The 24,738-nt window shown below is 53.9% G+C and carries 9 protein-coding genes; all 9 read right to left on the reverse strand.

The genetic code is table 11. From position 1 onward, the window contains the following. Window positions 1-26: 26 nt before the first annotated feature. Window positions 27-3,344 carry a carboxypeptidase-like regulatory domain-containing protein gene (locus HB393_RS05560; protein ID WP_213804175.1) on the reverse strand — a complete coding sequence of 1,106 codons (3,318 nt, stop codon included), beginning with the start codon at window positions 3,342-3,344 and terminating at the stop codon, window positions 27-29. Window positions 3,345-3,626: 282 nt separating this feature from the next. Further along, window positions 3,627-5,534 (reverse strand): ankyrin repeat domain-containing protein, encoded by a 1,908-nt coding sequence (locus tag HB393_RS05565; protein ID WP_213804176.1) that lies wholly within the window; start codon window positions 5,532-5,534, stop codon window positions 3,627-3,629. Window positions 5,535-5,549: 15 nt separating this feature from the next. Beyond that, a complete protein-coding gene (locus HB393_RS05570; RefSeq protein WP_213804177.1) occupies window positions 5,550-6,923 on the reverse strand; it encodes a DUF1552 domain-containing protein in 1,374 nt (457 codons plus the stop codon). Between the two features lie 322 nt (window positions 6,924-7,245). Further along, window positions 7,246-9,711: a DUF1592 domain-containing protein gene (locus tag HB393_RS05575; RefSeq protein WP_213804178.1), complete on the reverse strand. Its 2,466-nt coding sequence runs from the start codon at window positions 9,709-9,711 to the stop codon at window positions 7,246-7,248. A gap of 553 nt (window positions 9,712-10,264) precedes the next feature. Next, window positions 10,265-13,708 carry a carboxypeptidase regulatory-like domain-containing protein gene (locus HB393_RS05580; protein ID WP_213804179.1) on the reverse strand — a complete coding sequence of 1,148 codons (3,444 nt, stop codon included), beginning with the start codon at window positions 13,706-13,708 and terminating at the stop codon, window positions 10,265-10,267. Between the two features lie 815 nt (window positions 13,709-14,523). After that, window positions 14,524-16,575 (reverse strand): family 20 glycosylhydrolase, encoded by a 2,052-nt coding sequence (locus tag HB393_RS05585; RefSeq protein WP_213804180.1) that lies wholly within the window; start codon window positions 16,573-16,575, stop codon window positions 14,524-14,526. 514 nt (window positions 16,576-17,089) lie between these two features. Beyond that, a complete protein-coding gene (locus HB393_RS05590) occupies window positions 17,090-20,521 on the reverse strand; it encodes a TonB-dependent receptor (RefSeq protein ID WP_255550838.1) in 3,432 nt (1,143 codons plus the stop codon). A gap of 327 nt (window positions 20,522-20,848) precedes the next feature. Further along, window positions 20,849-22,918 (reverse strand): glycosyl hydrolase family 18 protein, encoded by a 2,070-nt coding sequence (locus HB393_RS05595; protein WP_213804182.1) that lies wholly within the window; start codon window positions 22,916-22,918, stop codon window positions 20,849-20,851. 665 nt (window positions 22,919-23,583) lie between these two features. Next, window positions 23,584-24,675 (reverse strand): ROK family protein, encoded by a 1,092-nt coding sequence (locus HB393_RS05600; RefSeq protein ID WP_213804183.1) that lies wholly within the window; start codon window positions 24,673-24,675, stop codon window positions 23,584-23,586. Window positions 24,676-24,738 lie beyond the last annotated feature (63 nt).

A 24,738-nucleotide genomic window follows, 5' to 3' on the forward strand; every position in this document is an offset into this window, starting at 1 on the left:
AGTTCAAGACCAGCTTTAGGGCGCATTTAGTAATTGATCCGTAGTGCGAACTGGAGCTGACGATTAGAACCCGTCGCCGTGGCTACATTACTGCCCACCGTCGTCGAGATCGTACCGAGCGTCGCCAAACTGCCATAGCTGGAAGCAGGATTGCCAAAGTTCGGATGGTTAAGAATATTGAAAGCATCGACACGCAGCTCCAGATTGGTGCGTTCGTGCCACAGGGGTATGTGGCGATCCAATCCGAAGTCGACGTTCTGAAGCCCCGGCCCGCGCAGGTTGTTGCGTCTCGTCGTACCGTAGTTGAATACGGTGCTCGTCGTTGTATTTGCATTGGCAGGATCGTTTGCTCGGAACGCCCCTGTATTAAACCAGTTGGTGACCGTGTGAGTCCTGGCTCCGGTGCGCGAGTCCACTGCAGCATTCGGATCCTGGCCGGCCACCACAAACGCCCGATCGGACGCACCCGTATTGGAGGCAATACTATCCGTAGTTGAGACGGTGAAGGGACGTCCACCCTGCAAAGTCAGCACAGTAGACGCCTGCCATCCCCCCGCAAGCACACTACCGATCGACCGCGAGCCATTCAACCATCTGCGGCCATGACCAAAGGGCAGATCGTAGAAGCCAGAGGTAACAAAACGCAGCTTCTGATCGTAATCCGAAAGACCCCACTCCTGTTGAGGATGGGCTGGATCCTGCGCGGTATTGTTGTTGTCCAAAGACTTCGCATAGACGAGATGGGAAAGAAAGTTCAACCCGTTGCTATACCGCTTTTCAACTCGCACCAACAAGCTGTTGTAGTTACTGGAAACACCAGAGTTGATGATCGAGATAGCTCCCCATTGGGAGTTACTCCCTACGTTATTGAAGGGACGAAGCGACTGAATCGTTGCAGTCGGATTAGCAACTCGCGTAGCTAGACTTGGGTTGTTAGCGGCATAGCTCCCCGTCGAATGCGTTCCCTTCGATCCCTGGTAGGACACCTCCAGCAGCGTCGTAGCACCAAACTGATGCTGAATACCCAAACTGTACTGCGTCACATAAGGACGAGGCATAACAGGATTGATCGATGTCACCCCAACGCCGCCAACAGGCTGCGTCGAACCAAAGGGACGTGACCACTGCAATGGAGCTGCCCTGGTGCCCGTAAACGACTTGCTCAAGAGAAAAGGTGCACCCAACGCAGTAGCGCTGTTCCAGGTTTGTACAGCGACAAGATTGTAGTAGATACCGGCTCCGCCACGAATCACCGTCTTATCGCTTCCCTTCACCCGATACGCGAAGCCAAGACGCGGTGCAAAGTCGCTTGGCGTCTTGTCATAGAGCGTCGTAAAGATAGGATTAGCTCCCGAAACCTCGAGTAGACCTGTCGTGCTATTTACCGTATAGGTCTGTCCCGCGCCCGTCAGCACGGCGTTCTGAGCCGGATCGAACTTGGAGATGCGGTTGTATCCCTCTGTGTGAGGCGCGGCATACTCGTAGCGCAGGCCGTAGTTGAGCGTGAGAGACCTGGTCGCCTTCCACTCATCCTGCACATAAAGCGAGAATGCCCGCTGCCTCGGAAACTGTTGCTCGTTGCCGGTGCCGTACGAGTCGCTCGAGATATAGCCCAGGAGGAAGTCTGCCCAGGCGTTGCCAGTATAAGTCGTGTTGGTAAAGCTGAACGAGCCACGTCCAGTACTCACGAAGAAGGAGTGCTTGAAGAAGTTGAAGTAGTCTCCGCCAATCTTAATGCTGTGACTTCCCTTCACCCAGGTAAGTCCGTCGACAAGGTGAACGGTATTATCGCCGCGCCACTGAGGATCATTGTTAAGCCCAATAGAACTAAAGCCAGCGATACTGACATACGGAACACCGATGTTTCCCGAGTCCGAAGACTGTAACCCGCTACCGCCTCGCGGCAGACCCAGGGCACCCACCACATCTCCGTATTTTTGGTCTTCATTCTGATAACCCGCATCCATGCGATTGAAGCCGCCGCGAAACTCGTTGATGACGTTAGGAGTAAAAACATAATCATCCACGAACGAAGCATGTTGATAGGTGTGCGGCCCAATAACCCCAAAGTTTGGTGTCGTAGAAGCGCCTGTAAAGTCGCCGGAAGTGCCAGTATCTTTGCCGGTAAGGACGGTGTACTCCCCTGCAATATTCTGCTTATTCGAGAGGCGCTGATCGACCCGGAAGGTGACCTGATGGTTATTGGAGACATTTGAGACGTTATTGGTGAAGTTGTTGCTGGCCAAAGCTTGATTTTGCGCCTGCGGAAAATACTTCAACAGGGCAAGACTGACTGACGAAAAGCGAGACGGGGAAAAGCTTGTCGTCTTTAGGCCAGAGACAGGGTCAGTAAGTTGTGTACCGAGAAAACCAAAATCGCCCGAGCTCGCGGCCGATAGATATTGACTATTCGGAACGGACAGTTGAACCCCAGGAGAAAAGGACGTAAAGGTTCCTTCATACGACGCGAAGAAGAAACTTTTGTCCTTCCAGATAGGGCCGCCAATGGAACCACCCAACTGCTTGCTGTTGTAAGGAGGGTTTGCTGTGTTAGTAAAGTACGGACGTGCATTCACCTTGCCAGTCCGGTAGAAGCCGAAGACCGAACCATGCACGCTATTAGTGCCTGACTTCGTGCTGAGCAGCACCTGCCCTCCAGAGTGGCGACCATACTCCGCAGGGGCGATGCTACTGATGATACGAAACTCGCGGATCGCATCCAACGACGGCCGCACCGTGGGCTGATTGGTCGTCCAGTCATTATCGTCGGCGCCATCTAGTAAATAGTTGTTCGTAGTGTCCGGCATGCCAGCGACCACAAAACCTCCCCTCGTCTGCAGGCTCGAACTTGCCGTCGTCGCACTCACGTTAGGATCAAGCTGGGCGAGCTGCCAGAAGTTACGCGAGTTGCTTGGAAGCTGCTTGATCTTCGCCTCGTCGATCACAGCGCCATTGAGTGAATCCTCCGTCTGGATAAGAGGAGCTCCTGTCGTAACTTCGACTTTCTCCGACACATCACCGATCAAAAGAACGGCGTCATAGCGTGCCTCCTGGTTTACCTGGAGGACGAAGTGTGCGTTCACAACCGTCCTAAACTTGGGAGCCGTGACCGTAATCGAGTACTCTTGCGGCTGTAACTGCGTCACAAGATAATCGCCCGACTCATTGACAACAACGGTCCGCGTCTCACCCTTCTCGGTATTCGTTACGATCACGGTCGCACCAGTGATGGCCGCACCGGAAGAATCGTGCACGCTACCGCGCAGAGTGGCAGTTACACTCTGCGCGAAACCCGGAATGGAGAGAGGAAGCAAGAGAGAGATATATAACGCACGTCGAAACACTTGGTTTCTCCTTCAAGGCTGTCCAGCATTCCTGCACGCACATGGGTTTGCTCCCAATGGCTTGGAGTCAATGCGCGAGGGCTCTATAGCTAGGTTCAGGGTGGCATGGTCGTCATCGCGCTAGGCCCCTTCGGGCAGAACGTGACAATAGAAGAGAACTCTATCGACAACGACAACAACGGCGCCAGCAAGGGTGCATTCGCATTCGCTCAACGACACATCTTGAAAAGGAACGAGCTGCCGAAACTTCAATCCGAGCTTGAGAGCAGAGTTTATGCATGGCTACTTCTTCTCCCCGGCCGGTTTCGTATCGGATATGCTCTCGCTCTTAGTTGACTCAGCCTTAGCAGTGTTCACCGGCTTATCCTCTTTGGTCGGCACAAGGCATTCATTGGAGCGGCAATTATTGCTGCTTTTGGAACCAAGCCGCTCAAGCAGAGCAACTGTCTCGGGATGGACCACTGCATGCTCAAAGAGGCCGTTTGCCGAATCGGCAACCGTGTCCCCGAGCTTTGTCTTCGCGCCGAGGTCCGCGCCATGCGCCAACAAATACGTAATCAGGGCATCGTCTCCGCGAAAAGCAGCACCATGAAGCGCCGTATAGCCTTTGACATCCGCCTTATTAAGGTCGGCGCCATGCTCCAGGCAGAACTTCACGGCATCGATGCGAGCGGAAGGTGCGTTGGAGGTCCAGTAAGCAGCCCAGCCGACACCGGCGGCGGCCATGAGGGCCGTGTCCGCGCTCTTCGTGGCGACGTTTGTATCCGCACCATGCGCAGCGAGCAACTCCATCACTTGAAGATCGCTTGCCAACGCCGCCCGCCAGAAGGGTGTTGCCCCCGTCACATCAACCCATGTCTCATCGTTTGCGAAGACGCGAAACCATAATTTTCTTGTGAGCGCGGTATTTGGATCAGCCTTGCGATCCAGCATTAGTCTCAGCAGATCAAGATATGTGGTGTCTTCCTGCGCTGTAATAGGTTGCGGATACCAGGTATGTGGCGCCCACTGCACATCGATCACCGCATAAAGCGCACTAAGTCCATCAGAAGACGTGAGCGTTACATCTGCGTTGTGTTCAATCAGAACCTTTGCCGTGTCATAGTGGCCGTTGATGAGAGCAAGCAGCAGAGGAGTGGCCTTGTCGGTCTCGCTGCGTGCGTTGATATCGGCATGAGCAGACAGGAGTGCCTTCACAGCCGAAGTCTGCCCGTCGCGAGCCGCAACATGCAGCGCCGTCAAACCACCAATGGAGAGGCTACCGTAGACACGGTTGCGGCGGTCTTCCGCAGTGAATCCATAGGCATCCGGAGTGTCTTTCTTACCCCCCGGCGTTGGCTTTTCATTCTTCACGGAGTGCTCTTGATGTTCCGCCTCTTGGCTTGGCGACGACGTCTTTCTAGCAGCCTCTGCAGTGACGGTCTTTGCATCAGGTTCAGCTTTTACTACATTGTCCGACCCTTCAGATTTAGCTTCAGAGACTATTGCCTTTGCTGCAACGCCACCTCGCAAGCCAGGATCTTTTTGCGCACCGGCAGCAAGTTCTTCACCATTCACGCCCACAGTGACTCGCTCCAACTTCTGCACGCTGGTCTTGTAGGTCGTATCGGCGCCATGTTGCGTCAGCACACGGATAGCGCCAATTCGGTCTCTCGCCGCGGCGAAAAAGAGAGCACTCTGGCCAAAGGTCTTCTCCCGAGTGTTAATATTCGCTCCGTGATTCAGGAGGACAAGCAGCGCATCGGACGTTCCCGCTGCGGCAGCCTGCATCAGCGGCGTTGTGCCATTCTCGTTGGCTGTGTCGACCTTCGCTCCAGCCGCCAACAGTGCTTCAATGGACGCGGCATCCCCGTTGCCTGCGGCGAGCATCAGTGGCGTCACTCCCTCTAGACGTGTGCGGGCCTCCGGAGCCGCTCTCGCCTTCAGCAGCAACTGCACGAGCTCGACATCGTCATTGTAGGCAGCCCAGTGCAAGGCGGAGAAGCCATCGCCCTGCGTAGCATTGACATCGGCATGACGAGCGATGAGCCTCCGTACAAGCTCGCGATCATCCTCCTTTGAGGCCCGAATCAACTCGCTCGGCTTCGGAATTGAATTCACACCCCTCGCCTTCGATCCCTCTGCCACAGAGAGAGGAAGCGCGCCCAGAAATGTTGCAAACAAGAAAAGTACCGGTTTCGCAAGCTGCATCGCGTTCTCCTCTCCCTAGATGGACAACTGACCTGTACTGTCGCCGATAGACTGAGCATTCACTCCCAGCCGATGCAGGATGGTCTGGTAGGCATTCGCTGTAGGCGTACCTTCAGGCGTCCTCAGATGGTAGTTGCCTTGGATCGTCCCATTCGCATGGCCCGCGAGCAGCATGGGAACACGCTTATGGTTATGCACATTGGAGTCGCCCATCGGGCTTCCGTACACCACCAGGGAGTGGTCAAGCAGAGTACCATCTCCATCGGGTGTCGCGGCAAGCTTGTCTAGAAAATAACCAAGCAGAGAGACGTGATAGCAGTTGATCTTCGCAAACTCCGCGATACGCGTCGGGCTTTCTCCGTGGTGCGAGCAGGAGTGAAAGGGCGTCGTTACACCGCTGCCAGGAAAGACCCGCTGGCTGACGTCGCGGCTCATCTTGAACGATGAGACGCGGGTCGTATCCGTCATGAACGCGAGCACCTGTAGATCGAACATCAACTTCACATGCTCTTCGTAGGACTCCGGTACACCCAGAGGAGCTTTTGGCAAAGCCGCGCTCTCCTTCGCGGTCTGGTTGTATCGCTCGATGTTCTGGATGCGGCGCTCAATCTCCCGCAAGTCAGTAAGGTAAGCATCCAATCTCAATCGATCTGCGCCGCCTAAGTCCCCGCGCAGACGAGGCATCTGCTGGACAATCCCATCAAGGATGCTGCGATCAAGCGCACGGCGTTCAGCCCGATCCTTCGCCGTGGATCCATCGCCAAATAAGTTCTCAAACGCAACCCTCGGATCGAGCGTCATCGGAAGTGGCTGCGTTGGAGAAGCCCAGCTAATCGTGTCCGAATAGACGCAAGCATAGCCATAGGCGCAGGCCCCAGTGGCGTCTACGTCCTCGATGCAAAGCTGAATAGAAGGCAACGGAGTATCCTGACCCGCTTTCGAGGCATAGATCTGATCGAGGGACGTTCCGGCGTAGATGTCCGTGCTCTCCGTCATCTTGGGATGGGCAGCCGTCAGGTACGCCGCACTCGAACGGAAGTGATCGCCCCCCTGCTCCGAGGGTGCATACGCTCCCGCAGGATTCAAATCCGTGTTCGAGACGATCGTCAGATAATCGCGATGCTTCTCCAGAGGACTGAGAGTCTGTGTGAACTCAAAGTCCCTGCCCTCGCGGACGGGAGACCAATAGTGCTTGCTGCTGCCATCCATCGTGCTCCCCGCCGCGCCGTGAACCATCTCGATGCAGGCGAGCCGTGTCTTATGCAGGTTGGCAGACTGCGCAAGTGCAGTCGCTGCCGGAATCATCGCATCCAGCAAAGGCAGACCGAGAGAGGCTCCGAGGCCCCGAAGAATGGTGCGGCGCGATAGGTGTCGTTGTGTCAGGTACATAGCGTATCCAGGGAGATCATGTGTATGCGGCGAACGAATTGGCCTGTGCGAAAAGCACATACGTCGCCGGAGTTCGAGGCTTAATGTGCGAAACCCGCACGATTGCCTCAAAGCAATCTCATTTCAGTTGTATAAGGGGGAGCTTAGGAGTGCGGTACTAGCAACAACGACAGACGATGCTAGCCCGCATACGCATGGTGCGCATGATCATCAAGGCCGGCATGGAAAAAAGCGTCATCACAGTGTCTGGGGTTCCTGAGTTACTTTGAACATATCGCCAATTGTTCACAACGTCAATACCTTTGCAGTCAAAAGCCCTCATCTAAAAGCTCCCATCGCGCAAAACCACCCGAGTACCGCCACTAACGGAACCAACAGACGCTGAGTTTACGCGCACTGCTGGTTGCCGCTTAGGAGCAGGAGGATTCGTATTCTCATCACGTTCCTGAAAGGCGCTGCTCTCTACGATTCCACTCACAATGTCAGAGAAACGATAGTTGTTCTTACGAGAACGATCAATGATAGAGCGCACCAGCGGTTGATCTCGATAATCCGGAACACGCCCAAGCCCATAGACAAGCAGATTCTCCGTGAAGGTACGCAAGAAGGCATCGGAGTGGCTAAGCAGCGCCCGGCGAAGCGCCACGGGTCCATCAAGCTTGGAACCGTCGAACATCGTTCCCGTGCTATCAATCGGCTTTCCATTGTCCAACTTCCGCCACGCTCCCGTTGCGTCAAAGTTCTCCAGCGCAAATCCCTGCGCGTCGATCCTGTTGTGGCATGAGGCGCAGAAAGGATTCTTGCGATGCTCTTCCAGCCGTTGCCTCACGGTGCGCGGTGTCGCATCCTCACCAGCCTCCACCAGCGTCGGAACGTTCGGAGGCGGCGGAGGTGGAGGAGCTCCAAGCAACACTTGAAGAATCCACTTGCCGCGCGTCACCGGCGAGGTACGGTTAGCAGCAGAAGTAAGCGTAAGAATACTAGCCTGCCCTAACAGCCCACGCCGTGTCTCATCGCGCACATCGATCCTTCGGAAGCGGTTGCCGAGAACGTTGGGGATACCATAGTGCTTCGCCAACGCCTCATCGACGAACGTATAGTCCGCATCCAGAAGGTCCAGCACGTTATGGTCTTCTCGCACAATACTGCCAAAGAACAGCTCAGTCTCACGCAACATCGAGTGAGCCAGATTATTATCGAAGTTCGGATAGAGGTAAGGATCCGGCAACACATCCTTCAGATTATTCAGATTCAGCCACTGTACGGCAAAGTTGGTTGCTAGCGCACTCGAACGCTTATCCGCAAGCATCCGTTTAACCTGCTGCTTCAGTACGACTGGTTGATGCAGTTGATTTCGCACCGCCACACGAACCAACGTGTCATCTGGCGGCGCACTCCAAAGAAAGTAGGAGAGCCTCGAAGCAAGTTCCAAATCGTTCAAACGGACCGGCAGTCCATCACGCCTCGGTCGAGGCCCATGCTCGAACCGGAAGACGAACTGAGGATTCGCCAAAATGGACTGTAACGCCGCACGGATGCCCTCATCGAAGCTCCGCCCCGCCAATCTCTGGCGCGTATAAAACTGCAACGCCAATGCAACATTCTCTCGAGTTGCAGGCCCGCGATACGCCTCCCGCACAAGTCGTGTCACAATTCTTTTCGCACACGCATCCTGCTTCGCACGTACCTCTGGATGGCACACAAAGACCCGTTCGCGACTCGGCGTGTCAGAGACGGCGCTCACCTTCGTCGGACCCACAATCGTCAATCCGTAAAGGTGTGGCAACGTGGTAAGCCCCGGAAGATTCGCCACATTGACATCGATCAGGCTCTGGACATACGGCTGCACCTCATCCTGAATGGGACCGTCGAACTTCTTAATAAACGCTGCCGAAATCTCCTGCGGTCCTGCCTTCACCGCGATCGGCGGCGTCTTTAGATCCTGACCCACCTTCCACTTTGGATCGATATCGAACACAGCCACTCGCGCGCCATTCACCGATACCTCAATCTGCTGCCCCTTGCCTTGGTTCTGACCGAAGAGATATCCCTGCTGATGCGTATAGAAGGCAAGCTTGAAGATATACTCCCCATCGGCAGGAAACAGATGCACCACCGCAACACCGCCCCGAGATCCATAAGGCGTCCCATCAATCTGCCGAGTCTGAGAGATCACTCGCGGAATCCGGTAAGTCGATTCAGTAGAGACGGCCTCAGAGTCACCGATAGCCTGTCGACTGATCTTACCGGCCGCATCCACATAAGCCTTTAGTAGAGACGGCGAGATCGTCAACGCATCTGCAATGTTATTGAATCCATGGCTCAGGTCGTCCGCAGGCAACAAAGACGTGACATCCACATCCATGTTCAGAAGAGCCCGTACCGAGTTCGCATACTCCACACGATTGAGGCGATGCAGTCCAACAAAACCAACATAGGGATGACGAGCGGCATCGCGATCCACAGACGCCTCCAGCCAGGTCAGCAGCGGATTCACCTCTGACGCCGCTGGTCGCGGCATCGGCAACGGAGGCATCATGCCCAACCGAAGCTTCTCGATGACCTTCTCCGCCCACTCGCGGCTCTGCTCTGGATGCGCCAGATTCAACTGCGTCGTGCTGAATCCACCACGTCGCAAATCGTCGTTATGGCAGCCGGAGCAGTTCTGCTTAAAAAACACTTGCCGTTGCGCAAGAGCGCCTTGCACGTCAACCGCTTGGGCAGCAATGGTAGGCTGCGAAGCCTTAATAACCGAGGTCTGCGAATACGAAAATGCGGACGTCAACAAAAATACAATTCCCGCAAAAAGCTTACGTTCGCGACGATTTTGCCAGAGTGCAAGTAGGGCAGATTGTTCCATCGTTCCATTCCTTGATCGAACACATACGAAGAGAAGAACTTCGCCCACGGATGAGCCCTGCAGCCGAGAACTCGCTCACGGCGAATCCAACGTGCATGCACGAACCAATCAGGTCAGAGATTTTCTCGGAGGCAGGACTTGCGAGTGTTTTCTAGCAACAACAACCAGCGCTGAAGATGCGCTGATCCTGTCGGGGACACACTCTTTGCGAGATGTGGAGAAGATTATTCATCGCGATAACTTAATAATCCAGAAAGTATCAGCAGAGAAGTTATTTGTCAAAGGAGACGCTACATCACCACTCCGCGCCAACTCGGATAATGGCCAAAGAATGTACCTGCCTGACTTACAAAACACTTTTCAGGCGCGGAGAACGGCGTTGAGGAAAATCCGAGACCGAATCATTCCCGCATCAAGTGCCTTAAAGAAAAAGTGGAGACCGAAGTCTCCACTCTAGTCTTACCGGTCTGCAGATCCTACATTAGAAGCTGATCTTCGTAGCAAGCTGCATACCTCTGGCGTTGGCTTTGAACTCCTTCTCCGGATGATTGAACGAGGGGTTACTTACGGTTTGGAACTGCGTCGATAGAAATTGAGCGGACAGATCGGTCTCGACTCCATTCAACGATCCCGGCAGATACTGCGGATGGTTCAAAGCATTGAACGCCATCGCCTGAAATTCAAAGGTTACGCCCTCAGTGATGTTGAGCCTCTTGCTTAACGTCAGATCAACGTTATCGATCGGACGGATCGGCAGCGTATTGCGACCTGCGGTCGGAAGGGTTCCTGCTCCTGCCTCAATGTAATAAGCGTTCGGGTTAGTCGCCACATATCCAACCAGATTCGCGTCACATTGTGTTATACCGCTGCCACATTTACTTGCGAGAGTCGTGCTGTAGACACCGGCCACGCCCGACCCCGTTCCCTTCACGCCATTGGGATTGATGATCGGACGATCGATCGTTGAAGAATCGCCATTTAGGTTTGAGTTCACCCCAGAGAGCGCTGTTGCATACGCCGGGGACTCATAAGTATAGATCGGTGAAACCACCCAATTGCCGACTGCATTCTTCATCAGCCAATTCGAATGCTTGAAATAAGGCAATTCGTATACCGCAGCAATCGTCAACCGATGGGTACGATCTAACGCCGATCGACTATAGTCGTTCGCCAGATTCTGCGAGTCCTGCGGACGCCGTGGAGTAAGAGTGGTTGAGAACACTTCAGCCGTCGCATCATCCATCGTCTTGCTCCACGTATAAGCGGCATTCAGCAAAAATCCATGCTGAAACCGCCGCTGCAGCGACAATGAAAGCGCATTATAGTTTGATTCAGACGAAGGCAGGTAGGCAGTGATCCTACTAGTAAAGCCCTGAAGTGTGCCGTCGGGTGCCGGAAGTTGATACGCCGGAACGATCTCCGATAGAGCTTCCAGGTTGGCAAGGGTGTTGGCTGTCGGACTGGTTGCAATACTGGTACTTCCTGTCAGGCTGGTAGGCAATTGATTCGCGGCCGTGACCTTAGCCTGGATATTCGGGTTCGTCTGAGTTGGCAAGTGTATTCCACGCGTTCCCAGATACCGGATCTCACCCGTGTAGTTCGCACCGAAGACCCGCTGAATACCCAGTGACCACGTCTCCGCATAAGGCAGTCGTTGATCCGGAAGAAAGCCTGCTGTCGCCGCACGTTGGGCTACGAGATCACCGTCAAAGTTTTTGATCCCAGTTCCTACTCCTCCTGCAAGTCCTCCTTTCGCGAGAAAGTTCGGATCGCCCGGTTGAGGCTGTCCTACGTTGCCAACATCATTGGTCGCAGATAACTGCGGGGGAGCGCTCAGCGTGCCTAGATTATCGAATAGAACATCATAAGACATACCGAAGGCCGCGCGAATAGACGTCTTCTCGTCAGGAGCAAAGTTCACTCCAATTCGAGGTGCGAAGTTTTTGTATTGAGGCTGAGGTGCGTGAAAATCAATGAGACCTGGCACACTCGCGGCAGCGTTTAGCTGCTGCTGTCGTTCGCCTACCGGAACTGAGGTGAACTCATACCGAAGGCCATAGTTGAATGTCACTTTGGCAGTAGCCCGCCAGATATCGTTCGCGTAACCATAGAACGAAGTTTGGTCTCCATAATAAGTGAAATTGCCCGTGGAGCGCTCTCCAAGGCTGGTTGGTGCCAGATCATGCAGGAACTCCGTCAGATAGTTGTACTCGTAATCTCCACGCTGACGCTGAGTAAATTGCTGGGGCGAAATCGCCTTGCGACCATCGAAGCCAATCGTGAACGTATGCTTTCCCTTGGTCCAGGAAATATTGTCCGTAAACTGATATAGATTTTCGATCGTCGAAGCGGGGGTATTGGTATCAGGCCCGTAATTGATCTGACCTTGATCGATAAACAACAGATTAGGAAATGCAGTTAAACCCGGGTAGGTGAAAGAACCCGCAGGATTGGGATTTAGAAAGCGATGAACTCCGAGGCGGACTTCATTGGTCAAATTCGCCGTAAACGTGTGAAATTCGCTGAGCGTAGCGAGATGACTAATGAAAGGCTGCGGAGTATAGAAGGCTGGGAGTGATGCGAACGTGTCGGGTCTCGGATTATCGCTATAAAGATATCGTACACGGAGACTGTCCTTAGGGGAGATCGTCCAATCCGCACTGGTCGTCAGAACCTTCGTAAGATTTTTTGAGGGTCCGTTAATATTGAAGTTACCTACAGGAATATCCAGTCGGTTCTGCGAGCCGAACACTGGCTGAGTGCTTACACCAGCATATGGAAGTATCCCTTGCTTAGCCGTATCGCTATAGATAGCTATCGTCTGCGGACCCGTTGGCTGGTTGAAGCAAGCACCATCGTTCGCTGCGTCGACCTGGTTCGTCACCGCTGGAGTGTACTTGGCAAGCTGGGAAAGATTATTCGCGTTCAGGTTATAGGCTCCGGCAACCGCGTTGAGCTGTGCAAAACCCGCCACGGTCGGGACGCAAACAACATTTTGAATGACGCTATTGGTCGTATGTCGCTCGAAATTGACGAAGAAGAACAACTTATCATTCAGGATTGGTCCCCCTAGTTGGGCACCATATCGATTGTCGTCTAATCCTGGATTCGGTATCTTCTGCCCAGCCGAAGCATTCTCCGCATTTAGATTGCGGTTTTGAAAATACTCGTAGACCTTTCCGTGAAACTTGTTGGTTCCATGGATGACGTTCACATTGAACTGACCTCCGGACGAATGTCCGAACTCAGGCGAAAATTGATTCGTAATTAGCGAAAACTCGCCCACCGCGTCGTTGGGAACATTGATAAGCGGCCCGGTCAGCGATTTATCGTTGTTATCAATACCTTCTAGAGTGAAGTTATTGTTACGTGGACGCTGGCCTCCAACTGATGGTCCCGCCCCGATTCCAATACCACCCGTCGATGCCACATTGGGACTCAAAAGGGAGACGTTCAGAACACCGTTGAGGCCGGTAGTCGCACTCGGCAAGGTAGACAATTCTTGAGTCCCGAAGGTCTGCGTCAGGTTCGTCGAAGTCGTATCAAGGTTGGCCGCCGCCTCCGCTGATACATCGACACTTGAATTCGAGCCGCTCGGAGCGAGGGTAAGGGTCACATTGGATCTCTTGTTCAAATCGATGCGGACGTTCTTCAGCGTGTAGACCGCAAATCCCTGCGCCGATGCGCTCACGTTGTAGTTGCCCGGCAGCAGGTTCGAGATACGGATGTCACCTGCGGACGATCCCGTAATCGTTGTCGTAACGCCGGTATCGACGTTGGTCACTTCGACCGTCGCGCCTGCAATGACTGCTCCAGTCTCGTCCACGATCTTGCCCGTCAAGTCGCCGCTGGTAGCCTGCCCCAGTGCCATCCCCGCGGTTAGCAATAAAACTCCAAACATACCTGGTAGGTATATGCGTCTCATTAAATGCTCTCCCTTAAAAAAGACTTCTATCGATATATCTCCGTTCGGCGCAAAATGCCCTCTCAAAAGCGGGCGGCAACTGCAGTGCTTGCTCGACTGCACCGACGGCATAAGATCGGATGATTGAACTGCACCCATCAGGACACATCTCTGATGACGGCAACCATCCAAAAACAGACGTGTAGCGTTATCGCTTCACGAACATGTAGCTCTGTAATAATCTTAAAAACATCTAAATAGGATTTATTCCCGTTTGCAAATTTCGCCAATCCCTGGACCCGGAGCGTCGCTCCAACTCTGCGACGATCGCTTAAGAGCGCCCATCGCGAGTTCGATAAGGCCTATCTAAAAGCAACCATAGAGATTAAACGGTCGTATTCGCGGCGTGAGGCAATGCCAAAGGAGATCGACCTTCACCTCCAGCGTTATGCATTTTCCTCAGCAAAATCGCATGTCAAGCCCCTTAAATATCTAACTGGCTCAAAACAAAGCGAATAACTTAAATAAAAGTGGCACTTTAGTTTTAGTGAAATCGATAAAATTGAAATAGAAGAAAAACGAAGTTCGAAGCAGCAGTAACTACGAGACAGGCCCGGCCCAAAAAGCCGGGCCTTCGCAATTAACCGAATGCTCGCCAGTGGATCCATCAGGTCCAAAGCCAAGCCTCTTCATTCGAAGAATTTAAGCAAGAAACCCGGGGGAGGGGGGTCCACACCATGACGACGATGCCAACCGCCACCAGTGCCACCTCCTCACTGACGCCGCCATTGCGGCAGCACACCCTCCAGGGAGAGCACAATGTCTTAGCGGTGAATCTATTGAGTCTTGATTGCCTGTACTAGCGTTGCCACACCCGGGACGATCATGTTCACCAGAACGGCTACCGGTTTCTCAAGCTCCTTGAGTGCGGATAGCTGTTCCCTCTTCTTTTCGGTGCTTACTGGTACAGTATTTTCCAAGGTGTCGAGGGCGAGTAAACCGATTGTGGCTATTTGAGAGAGATTGTGCGATAGCGGTACTAATTCGTCTGTCAATGCAGAGTTCGCCAGCGAGGGCCGGAGAGCCGCATCGTTATCTCGCCACAACGTCAGCCACTGACGCGCCTTTTGCCAATCTCCGGGGGTAGCTCTTCCGTTTGCGATTCGCTTGGCAATTTCATTGAACTCCCTTGCCGTGTCGCTTTCGGGAGGAACCGTATCGACAAGTCGATTCAGAGGAGAAAAGACGTCGTAGGAATTCAACCCTTCTCGAGCGTAATCCCTGGGTGGCTGCACCACACTCGCAAGGACTTGTAGAACTGCTGGATCGGTATCGCTGCTCAAGCGCCTTAGCATCTGCTCGCGGACACTCAGATATGGCAAACCGTAATATGCCAGCTTTTGTGAGAGCGTATTGAGACGTTGGTATATGGAGCTGAAGTCTCTTACATCCTGAGTCGACCAAAGCCGCTCTGCGATGGCGGCGGTTCGCGGCCAGATTCGGCCGTTTATGTTCTCAGGGCTGACATACTCCGTCCACATCGTCGCTTCCCCGCCCAGGATATTTGCTGTTTGCGTTGGGGTGAGCGTGGTCGTGCCGTTCACGAGAGGATCCACGGCGTAATGATCGGCTGCCGATTGATTCAGGTCGATATAGTAACCTGCCGACAAAATCCCGCGATAGCCGCGGCGCGCAGCCTCTGCCAGAGAGTCCTGGCCGCGCCACGACTGGATAACAACATCGCGAGGCGTATCTGGCTGTAACACCTCATCCCAACCCACCGTAATTTTGTGATGGGCGGTGACGAGCTTCTGCACCTTACCGGTAAAGTAGGCCTGCAAAGCAGCGCTATCCTGGATATGGTGCGTTTGCATGTACTGCTTGATGCGTGGGTTCGCGTCCCATTCCTTCCCGTTGCATTCATCTCCACCTATGTGGAAGTAAGCATCTGGAAATAACGCGGTCATCTCCAGAATGAACCGGTCGAGAAAGCGGTAGGTGCTCTCGCGGGTAGGATCCATCGCCGGGTCAAAGACTCCCCAGTGCCGCTCAATCTGGTACGGTCCGCTGCCACTCGCCAGATCGGGATATCCGACGAACCACGATGTCGCGTGACCTGGCATGTCGAACTCCGGGACGACCCGAATGCCACGGTCGCGAGCGTAGTTGAGAATGCCTCGAACCTGATCCTGCGTGTAGTACAGACCGTCCGAACCTCTTTCGTGCAGCAAGGGAAAGGTCTTGCTCTCAATACGGAAGCCCTGATCTTCGGAGAGATGCCAGTGCAAGACATTCATCTTCACTGCCTCCATACCATCGAGGTTCTGCCGGATTACATCGAGCGGCATAAAGTGCCTTCCTGCATCGATCATCAGTCCGCGCCAGGGAAAGCACGGCTTGTCATCGATTGTCACTGCTGCGACCGCAAAGCCTTCCGGGGTACTGTGGACCAGTTGAAGAAAAGTTTGCAGTCCGTGCAGCACGCCGAGAGGATTAGGCGCAGTTAGGAGTGCCGCATTGGGCTTGATCTCCAGATGGTATGACTCATCTTCACCAAGCTGCTGGACCGGTGCACTTGGTCCGGAGGTCTTGATGACGAGCCTCGCTCGGCTATAGGGCGGGACGGGGACCTCGGAGATTCCTGTTTCGCGGGACAGGATGGCTAAGAACCGCGTTCTCGCTCGTTCGAGGCGTGGTTCAGTATGTCCCTCGAATACAACTTGCAAGCCATGATCGATCAGCAGACTCCCTGATCCTTGTGCCGCAGTCGCCGGGAGAGGAATGACAGGAAGCTGTGTCTTCGCTCCTGCGAACGAATTGCTGCCAGATAGTGCCAGATAGAAGATCAAAGTTGCCCAACCCGTACGCATCACACCTGACTTAAACATGGCACCTTTCTTCGTTGCAGAGGCGTCTAGTACGTCTGTTAGGTCTTCTCACAACGCTACTCGGAGGGGACCCCTCCCCCCTCCCTTCCATGAAGCCGTTATTATCTGCGGCTTGCGAATAATGGAGACGGCAAAATCCAGACAACAAATCAGTTGCAGCTAAATATGAGGAAACAAAGGAGATGGGTTGGAATTAATCCATGCCGCACTCTTATTGTTTCTAGTTCTATTTTACTTAGCTGGCTATAACTAAAGTGCCACTTAGTTAGGGTTTTTCTTTGTTAGATAAATTCTTTGGGTGCTTGCGTTTAAAGTAATAGCGCTAAGCGTAAGTGTTTTTGGGGGCTTGACAGCGTGAGAACCTCGTTCGGCAAGCAGGGCCTCTCATGGGAGCGCTGATCAGGTTTTCGCATAGAACTTTTGAGTAGTAGTAGTTATGTTGCGTTTCGTCGATTCAATTCGAGGCAAGGCCGAAGCTTGCGCTCCGACCTTGTCCTCAGTTTAGGGGGAGAGGTTAGAAGTAGAACTTTCCACTGAACTGCATCGTGCGTGGCGCATGAGCGCTTGTGGCTTGTCCAAAGGTACCGTTTCCGATGCCAGTATCTATGAGCCAAAAATTAGTATGGTTGAAGAGGTTGAAGGCCTCAGCGCGCATCTGAAGGTTGATGTTTTCGCTGAAGCTGAAGTTCTTCAGCAAGCCGAGATCGATCTTTTCCATACCTGGACTCAAGATGTTTCCAACCTTGCTGCTGCCGAAGTGTCCCTGGGCTGTAGCGAAAGAATCGGTAGTGAACCATTGGGACTGAGTTTTGGTCAGGTGAATTGCAGAGACCTGATCAGGACGAGGAGAGACATCTGCGTTCGGACTTACCATGCCCAGACCGCCGAGAGTAGTTCCTGGCGCTCTGTCTGCTGCGCATACGTTCGGGTTATCGGTATCCAAGACACAGGCGAATGGATCAACTTTCTGATAGGCGTTTGTCGATAGCCCCGAGTTCAGAGAGACGATGCCCGAAAGTTCCCAGCCGCCAAGCGCATGTCCAGTCAGGCCGTGCTGCTCGCGGAAGAATGGCTCCTTATAGACGAAGTTGGAGATGAAGATCTGTGGTTGATTTAGACCGGATGGTCCGTAATCAAGCTTCGGATTATAGGCATAGGTGTTGGCACTGCCGGGAGGACCGCTAAGAGCTCCGCCTGTGCTGGGCGTGCCGCGATCGTTCCACTGATCGGTCAGATTCTTAGACCAGGTGTAGGAGATTCCTAATGTCAGGTCTCGTCTGGTCCGATGATTCAGCGATACCTGTAGCGAGTTATAGTTGGCGGTGAAGACGGGTACCCTGCTATGGAAGTATGAATAGCCAAGATAGGGACGAAGGTTATTGAGGGGAACATCGGGATTTGCTTCCCGTGTGGCCAGCGTGGGTATGTTTGTATCCAGTTCGCCCAGCATGTGCCGGGACTCTGAACCAACATACGCGATCTCCAAGATGGTCGTAGAGGCCAGTTGCTGCTGCAATGAAAGGTTGAAGGCTGCATACGAGGGGACCTTGAAGGTGGGAGTACCCGTTGTTGTCAGTCCGTTCGGCCCGAGAGGCGGAGGTGCGGCAGAGCCAACTCCCAGCGGGTTGTCGAACGATCCGTTGACGATGGTCGTGGTCTGCACCAGAGGCGGATCGCCGAATGCATTCTGCTCCCAAGTGCCGTCGAGCGTGCGATCGAAGAACAGACCGAAGCCGCCGCGGAGAACCGTCTTGCCCTCTCCGTAGAGAGAGTAGGCAAAGCCGAGACGAGGTCCGAAGTTCCAGTTGTTATTGGGGTTCACGAGGTTGCCATAGGGAGAGCAAGTAACCTGCGCAGAGATAGTCTGAGCTGCGTTGCAGGCAGCGCCCTGCGGGAAGATCAGCCCGTTGGCGTATGTCGCAGGCGTGTAGGCTTGCCCGGAGACAAAGTTTCCAGTGTTGTCCAGAGCCGGGGCCTGAGTCGATTTGTATACCGACGGATCAAAGTTGGTCAGCGTATTCTTCGCATCCGAAGGGGATGGGAATCGTGTCCAGCGAAGACCTAGATTTACAGTCAGCCTGCGGTTCACCTTCCAGTCATCCTGAACAAATGCTTCGGTATTCCAAAAGCGCAGATCCGGAATGATGTCTCGGCTGGCTTGCGAGTACTGGAAAGCATTGCCCAGCAGGAAGTCTCCCCAGGTATTGAAGGTGAAGTTTGGGTTACCCACAGAGGCGTTCTCGGTCTTCAACATCTGTTGCGCCGTAAAGCCTGCGCGCAAGGTGTGATTGCCGAGCGTCACCGAGAAGTTATCAAAGATATTCCGATCCAGATTGCGCTCATTGTATGGAGCACTGCCTTGCGACACGCCTGTGACGGATCCATCCAAGATCGTCACGCTCGGGATGCGTCCATAGGGATCGGGGTTGGCGAGATTGTTAGTCAGCGAAGAAAGAACGTCGGGCGAGTTTGCTGGGCCGGAGAGCTTGCCGTTGATTGTTCCTTGCGAGTAGGCAAACTCCACCTCGTTTACCATCTTCGGGGAGATCGTCCAGGTTAGGTTAGCCACCACATTCTTACCAGGGGCATTGATGCCGACGCTTACGAGTCCCGGATAGTTAGCCCCTCCCCACAGTCCAGTAGGAAGGTTGCTGGGAGCGTCGTCCTGCATGCCGCGTGCGAAGAAATGCAGCTTGTCGTTGAAGTAGTGGTCTATACGAACCAAGTCTTGGCGGAAGTTATTCAGTGTAGAGAAAGACGTGATCTGACCACCATTGGTAAAGTTGGTCTGGGGATTGATGTTTGTGTAGTTAGCCACGTTCTTACTGAAGATCTGCGCCAGGTATACCTTCGAGTTCGCGCTATAGCAGGAAGGATTGATCGTACCGACGCCGCCCGTGACGGTACTTGGGTCAAACGGAGTCCATCCGGTGATGCAACCTGCCGGCGCACTGAGCTGATTCGCGGAGAAGAACGAGCCGGCCAGCTCCGCAGTAGTAGGTGCGGCTACGTTGTTCGACGAGGGGCTAGTGATCTTACGCCACTCCTCTGACCAGAAGAAGAAGGTCTTCTTCCTATCCGCGTTGTAGACGTGCGGAATAAAGATAGGTCCGCCTAAGGTAAAGCCAAAGTTATTGTAGTGATCCGGTGCGCGCGGAAGACCTTGCTGTTTGTTGAAGTAGGTGTTTGCTTCGGTGTTCGCCGTGCGCACAAACTCGTAAGCCGAGCCATGAAACGAGCTGGTGCCGGAGCGAGTGGCGACCAGAACCTGGCCGCCTCCGCTGCGTCCGAAACTGGCGTCGTAGGAGCTTCGCTCCAGCGTAAACTCCTGGATGGCGTCGATGCTGGGGATGTTGAGCAGGGTGGAATTTGAGCCGCTGTCGTTGATGTCCGCACCGTCCACCGACCAGTTATTTGCGGTAGTACGTGCGCCGTTGACGGAGATGGAGGACACGCTGTTGAGTCCGCCAAAACCAGGCTGATCGCCGAGCAGATTCACGACGCCTGGTTGCAGCGTAACCAACTGTTGAAAGTTACGATTGACTAACTCCAACTCGCGTACTTGCGTACCAGATATGGTCCCGGACTGAGAGCTGCTCGCAGTATCTACGCTCACCGGATTATCTTCTACCTCTACAGTCTGACTTTGGGATCCGATTGTTAGTTGTGCGTTCACTGTGCGTTTTTGCGCCACATTCAGGACGACATTGCGCGCTGAGAATGTCGCGAAGCTCGGATACGAGATATTGACCGTATAGGTCCCTGCAGGGAGGTTGGTAGCGGTGTAGTTACCTGCGTCGTTTGATTGCGCGACGCGGGAGTTGCCACTTACTCCATTGAGTGTGATCAGGATCGTGGCATGCGAAATCGCTGCGCCGGTGGTGTCTGTGACGGTGCCGGTGAAGGTACCTGCCAGATCCTGTCCGCGCGTGGGCGAACAGAACATGAGCAAAATCGTTATCAACAAAAGCAGGTATGAGTGCGCCTTGTTGGGTCTTATTTTCTTTGCATTCGAGACGAACACGGCTTCTGTACGCAACATTGAACTGTTGAATCTCGTCGAACAAACCGCGGACTCTGTTTTTAGCATGGGGCCTCTCCTAGTTTTCCTAAAGCATTGCCATCTGAGGCAAGTATTCGTTTGTAACGCAAATGACTACGTTTTCCGCGCTACCGCTGGAGTTAGTCTCCAGTCGGTTTGAGCGCCAGTCAGATAGCGGCTACCCGCGATCTGACTGGCGATAACGACTCTCGTTGCATCTTCTACAGATCCCTATGGGTTGAGACCCGTAGCCAGTGCTTTCACAAGAGTCCCGTTGGCGTCATCGTCTTTCACTGCCCAGACGTAGCCGCCGCCAAGACCGTGGGATTTGATGTAAGTAACCTTTGCCGCTATCGAAGTCGCGTCGTCGTAGCTGAAGACGGTGTGGGTCGATGAGTTGAACGCGGAGGTGGCGGCCCTGGTGGAGTCGTAGCAGGCGGAGTATCCGTTGTGCAGAAGGTTCTGGATTGTTCCGTAGGTAGCAAGTCCGCTGGTCAACATGACGTCGCAACCTGCCGCAGGTGAAGACTGATTGTTCCCGGTCGAGCACGACCCAACGCCGTTGGCATTCGGCACTGGAGAGACTGCAGTTGCGTTCTGGTACTCGCCGCAGTTCGAGCTGGTAAGATTGCCCGTCCAACCTGCGCCGTATGCTGGGAAGCCCATGGTGTACTTCGATGCTGGGACACCCGTCGCGAGATAGGCTTGCACCGTTGCGTCGATTGTTAGACCTGTTCCATACAGCGGGCTAGCCGGAGCATCATAGAGTGGAGACGCGTCGTTCGTCGCCAGCTCCCAATCACCTGCGTAGTTATAGCCATCGATCGTTACAAAATCCGACTGCGCGAAGGTGGCTGGAATATCGATCGTATCGTAGCCTCCTGGGTTATTCGCATCGGACAGACCGGCAGGCGCGTCGAAGGTTAGGAGATATTTCTTGCCGGTGGTTGCCGTCAAGGTGGTTAGTTGATTGCGGAACTCCGTCAACAAGGCAGTGAAGTTAGTTTTGTCTGTCGCAGCCGGGAACTCCCAATCGATATTGATGCCATCGAATAAGCCGGGAGCGGTGATGCCCGACGCGAGATTGCCTTGGATGAACATGTTGATGCAGGAGTGGGCAAGAGCCGTTCGTCCCGCGGCGGTACTGGCGGCGCTCACAAAAGCCGCAGTGTTAGGTGCGTTTGCGCCGCCGATAGAGATCAGCGTCTTCAGATTGGGATGAGCTCCCTTGAGTTGCTGGATTGCGGCAAAGTTTCCGTAGACGCCTCCGGCTCCGCTGTAGGGTCCGGTCACTTGGGGAACAGACGTCTTCTGGTAATCGGCATACGGATCGGCGAGTACGCATGCCGCTGTGGCGGACGTAGGTGCAGTCAAGGCGCTAAAAGCGTAGAAGAGATGCGTCAGCTTATCGGCAACGCCGTTGGCTTGCATGTTCGAGATGTTGTAGCCGGCATAATAGATGCTCCATTCTTCGAACCATCCGCCAACAATCAGCGAACTTGGAGCGGATGTCGTCACAGTTACCGAGCTACCTGGAGATGTGCCAGCATGGTCTTTCGCTACCACCGTAAAAGTATAAGAGGTCGAAGGAGTCAGGCTGCTCACAGTGTCGGACGCAGTGGTTGTGGTTAAGGTCGAAGGCCCTCCCGAGATCGAATAACTGATGCTGCAGCCAGAAAGGGGAGTGACTGCGGTCCAGCTTAGATTCGTGGTCGAATCGGTCGTGCCTGTGGCCTTCAATCCCGTTGGAGCGCTGGGTACGGTCGTGCAGGAGCTTGCCAGGGTGGTCACACTTACCGCAGAACTTGGGGCCGATGTGCCGGCGGTGTCCGTCGCCTCCACCGTGAAGCTATAGGCAGTCGAAGGCGAAAGACCCGTCACGGCGTCGGATGTTGTAGTGGTGGTTGCGATGGAGGCGCCGCTCTTCAGTACCTTGTAGCTAACACTGCAGCCAGAAGGAGGAGCGACCGCAGTCCAGCTTAGGTTGGTGCTGGAATCGGTCGTGCCTGAGGCGTTCAATCCAGTTGGAACGCTGGGGACGGCCGTGCAGGTCGAACAAGCACCCGTTGCTGTCCAAGGTTGGCCACTGCCGGCCCCGCCGCTGTTGGTTGCCGGACTTTGGTTCTGCGTCCACCAATTGGCAACGTAGTTCTCTCCGCTCTGACTTGCCGTCATGCCTGCGGTGTAGACCATTGAATCACTCCATGCCGTGGCGCACGTCCCCTGCGCCGCTGCTGCCTTGGGAATCATTAGTGAGATGAGGCCATAGAGCAGGAATAGGGAAAGGAAAGTGCGCTTCATCAGATCTCCTGGAAGTCGGGGAGGCATGTTCTCACACGCCGGCGGTTGAGAGTTTGGGGACTCGGTTATGTATAGTTGCGCAGACTAGTTTGAGATAAAACCGGTGAGCGAAGTCGTGATACTGCCTTGAGCAAACAGGACAAGGGAGCGGGTCGACGATACAACCCAAGTGACCATGACAAAGCCAGCCCAGCGTTCGGATAGAGAGCGATTCGGCATTTGCGAAATGCGAAACCTCCCATTAGTGCGTCGATAAAAGATGCGCAGCCTGAGAGCGAGCCGCCTCACAGCTATGCGTACGACGTTCATCCGGAACACTACATAACAACTTGAGCCAAAAGATACTTATGAACCTATCATTACGATCATGGCCGGTCAATAAATTTTCATAATAATCATGGGAACTTTTGGCGCTTTTCCCGACGGGACAAATTGGAGTGGCGCCACGCTAAAACAAGCTATCTTCCGGTATGAAGAGCGGGCAATGAAGAGTATTGCCAGAGCATGCCTCGGTGGACCAAGCATTTTGCGTCAGCCTAGCGGTTGCGGAGTCAACCAAGATGATGACATGCAATCTCGTTCCCTGGCTATCTCTAGAAGCTATTTGAAAGGAGTCTTGACTTACATCCAATAAGAAATAGTTCCGCCATACAGGTTTTACGAAACTACATCTTCCCCCCTGTTGGATTTAGCAGTGATATTAGTCTTTGCTCTGAGTCTTGCATTGCAACAGCGACGGCACCCCATACGACCGCGGAGCTTCCAAGACTGCTTGGCAGCACTCGGGCTACCGCGACTTCACTCTTGTGCAGCATCTCTACTGTTGGTTCCAAGAGTGCTGCGTGGGCGCCAAGATCACCTCCGAATACAAAGAGACCTGGGTTCAGGGTGAGAGAGAGATTGAGGACTACGTCCTTGAGCAGACGAGCTCGTTGAAGGACAAGTTTTTGTGCGGCCGCATTGCCTTCGAGCGCCAGGTCAAGCACGTTGCTTGCCTTACGGGCCTTTACCGCGGCTCCAGATTTGTTACTCACCGCATTCCAGCTTCTTAGAATGCCGGGACCACCCAGTACCTGCTCGAGGCGGCCGAATTCATACAACAAAGGCTGCACGCTAGAGACGTTTGGGATGTGGAGATAACCGATTTCTCCGGCCGACCAACTTGCCCCATGCACTATCCGGCCATTCAAAAATATTCCGGCACCTACACCTAGTCCGACAGAGACGAAGATAAAACTATCTTCTGACTGGGCTATGCCTCGAAAGTGTTCGCCGATTGCAGCGAGATTCGTATCGTTTTCAATAAAAATAGAGCACGGAAGATGCTGCTTCAGCATGTCGCGAAAAGGAACGTCTCTCCATGTGTTTGCGTCACTGACTGAGATGACGATTCCATCTCTAACATTGGTAATCCCCGCCACGCCTACTGTTACCGCAAGCAGCTTCTTCCATGGCAGACTATGTCTCTGCATGATTGTTCGCAGCGACGCGCGCAACACCTCGATGACAGCATTCGGGGTGCGGGCATCCTTCGGCAACGGTTCATGCTGCTCCTCTATAAGCGTGCCGTTGAGGTCGGTCAACAATATACGAATTGAGTCTGCGGTAACATCGACTCCCGCAAGACATCCGTAGTCTGCTTTGAAACGAAGATTCTCCGGCCGACGCCCTCCACCCGACACGCCTTCCCCGATCCACTCAATGATCCCAAGATCGTTGAGATCGGAGACGACGTTTGCAACAGTTGGAGCACTCATACCAGTTTCGCGAACTAGATCTGCACGCGAGCAGGCGCCCAGCTTCTTCAACAACATCAGAAT

Source organism: Granulicella sp. dw_53, assembly GCF_018449545.1.
Classification (GTDB): domain Bacteria; phylum Acidobacteriota; class Terriglobia; order Terriglobales; family Acidobacteriaceae; genus Edaphobacter.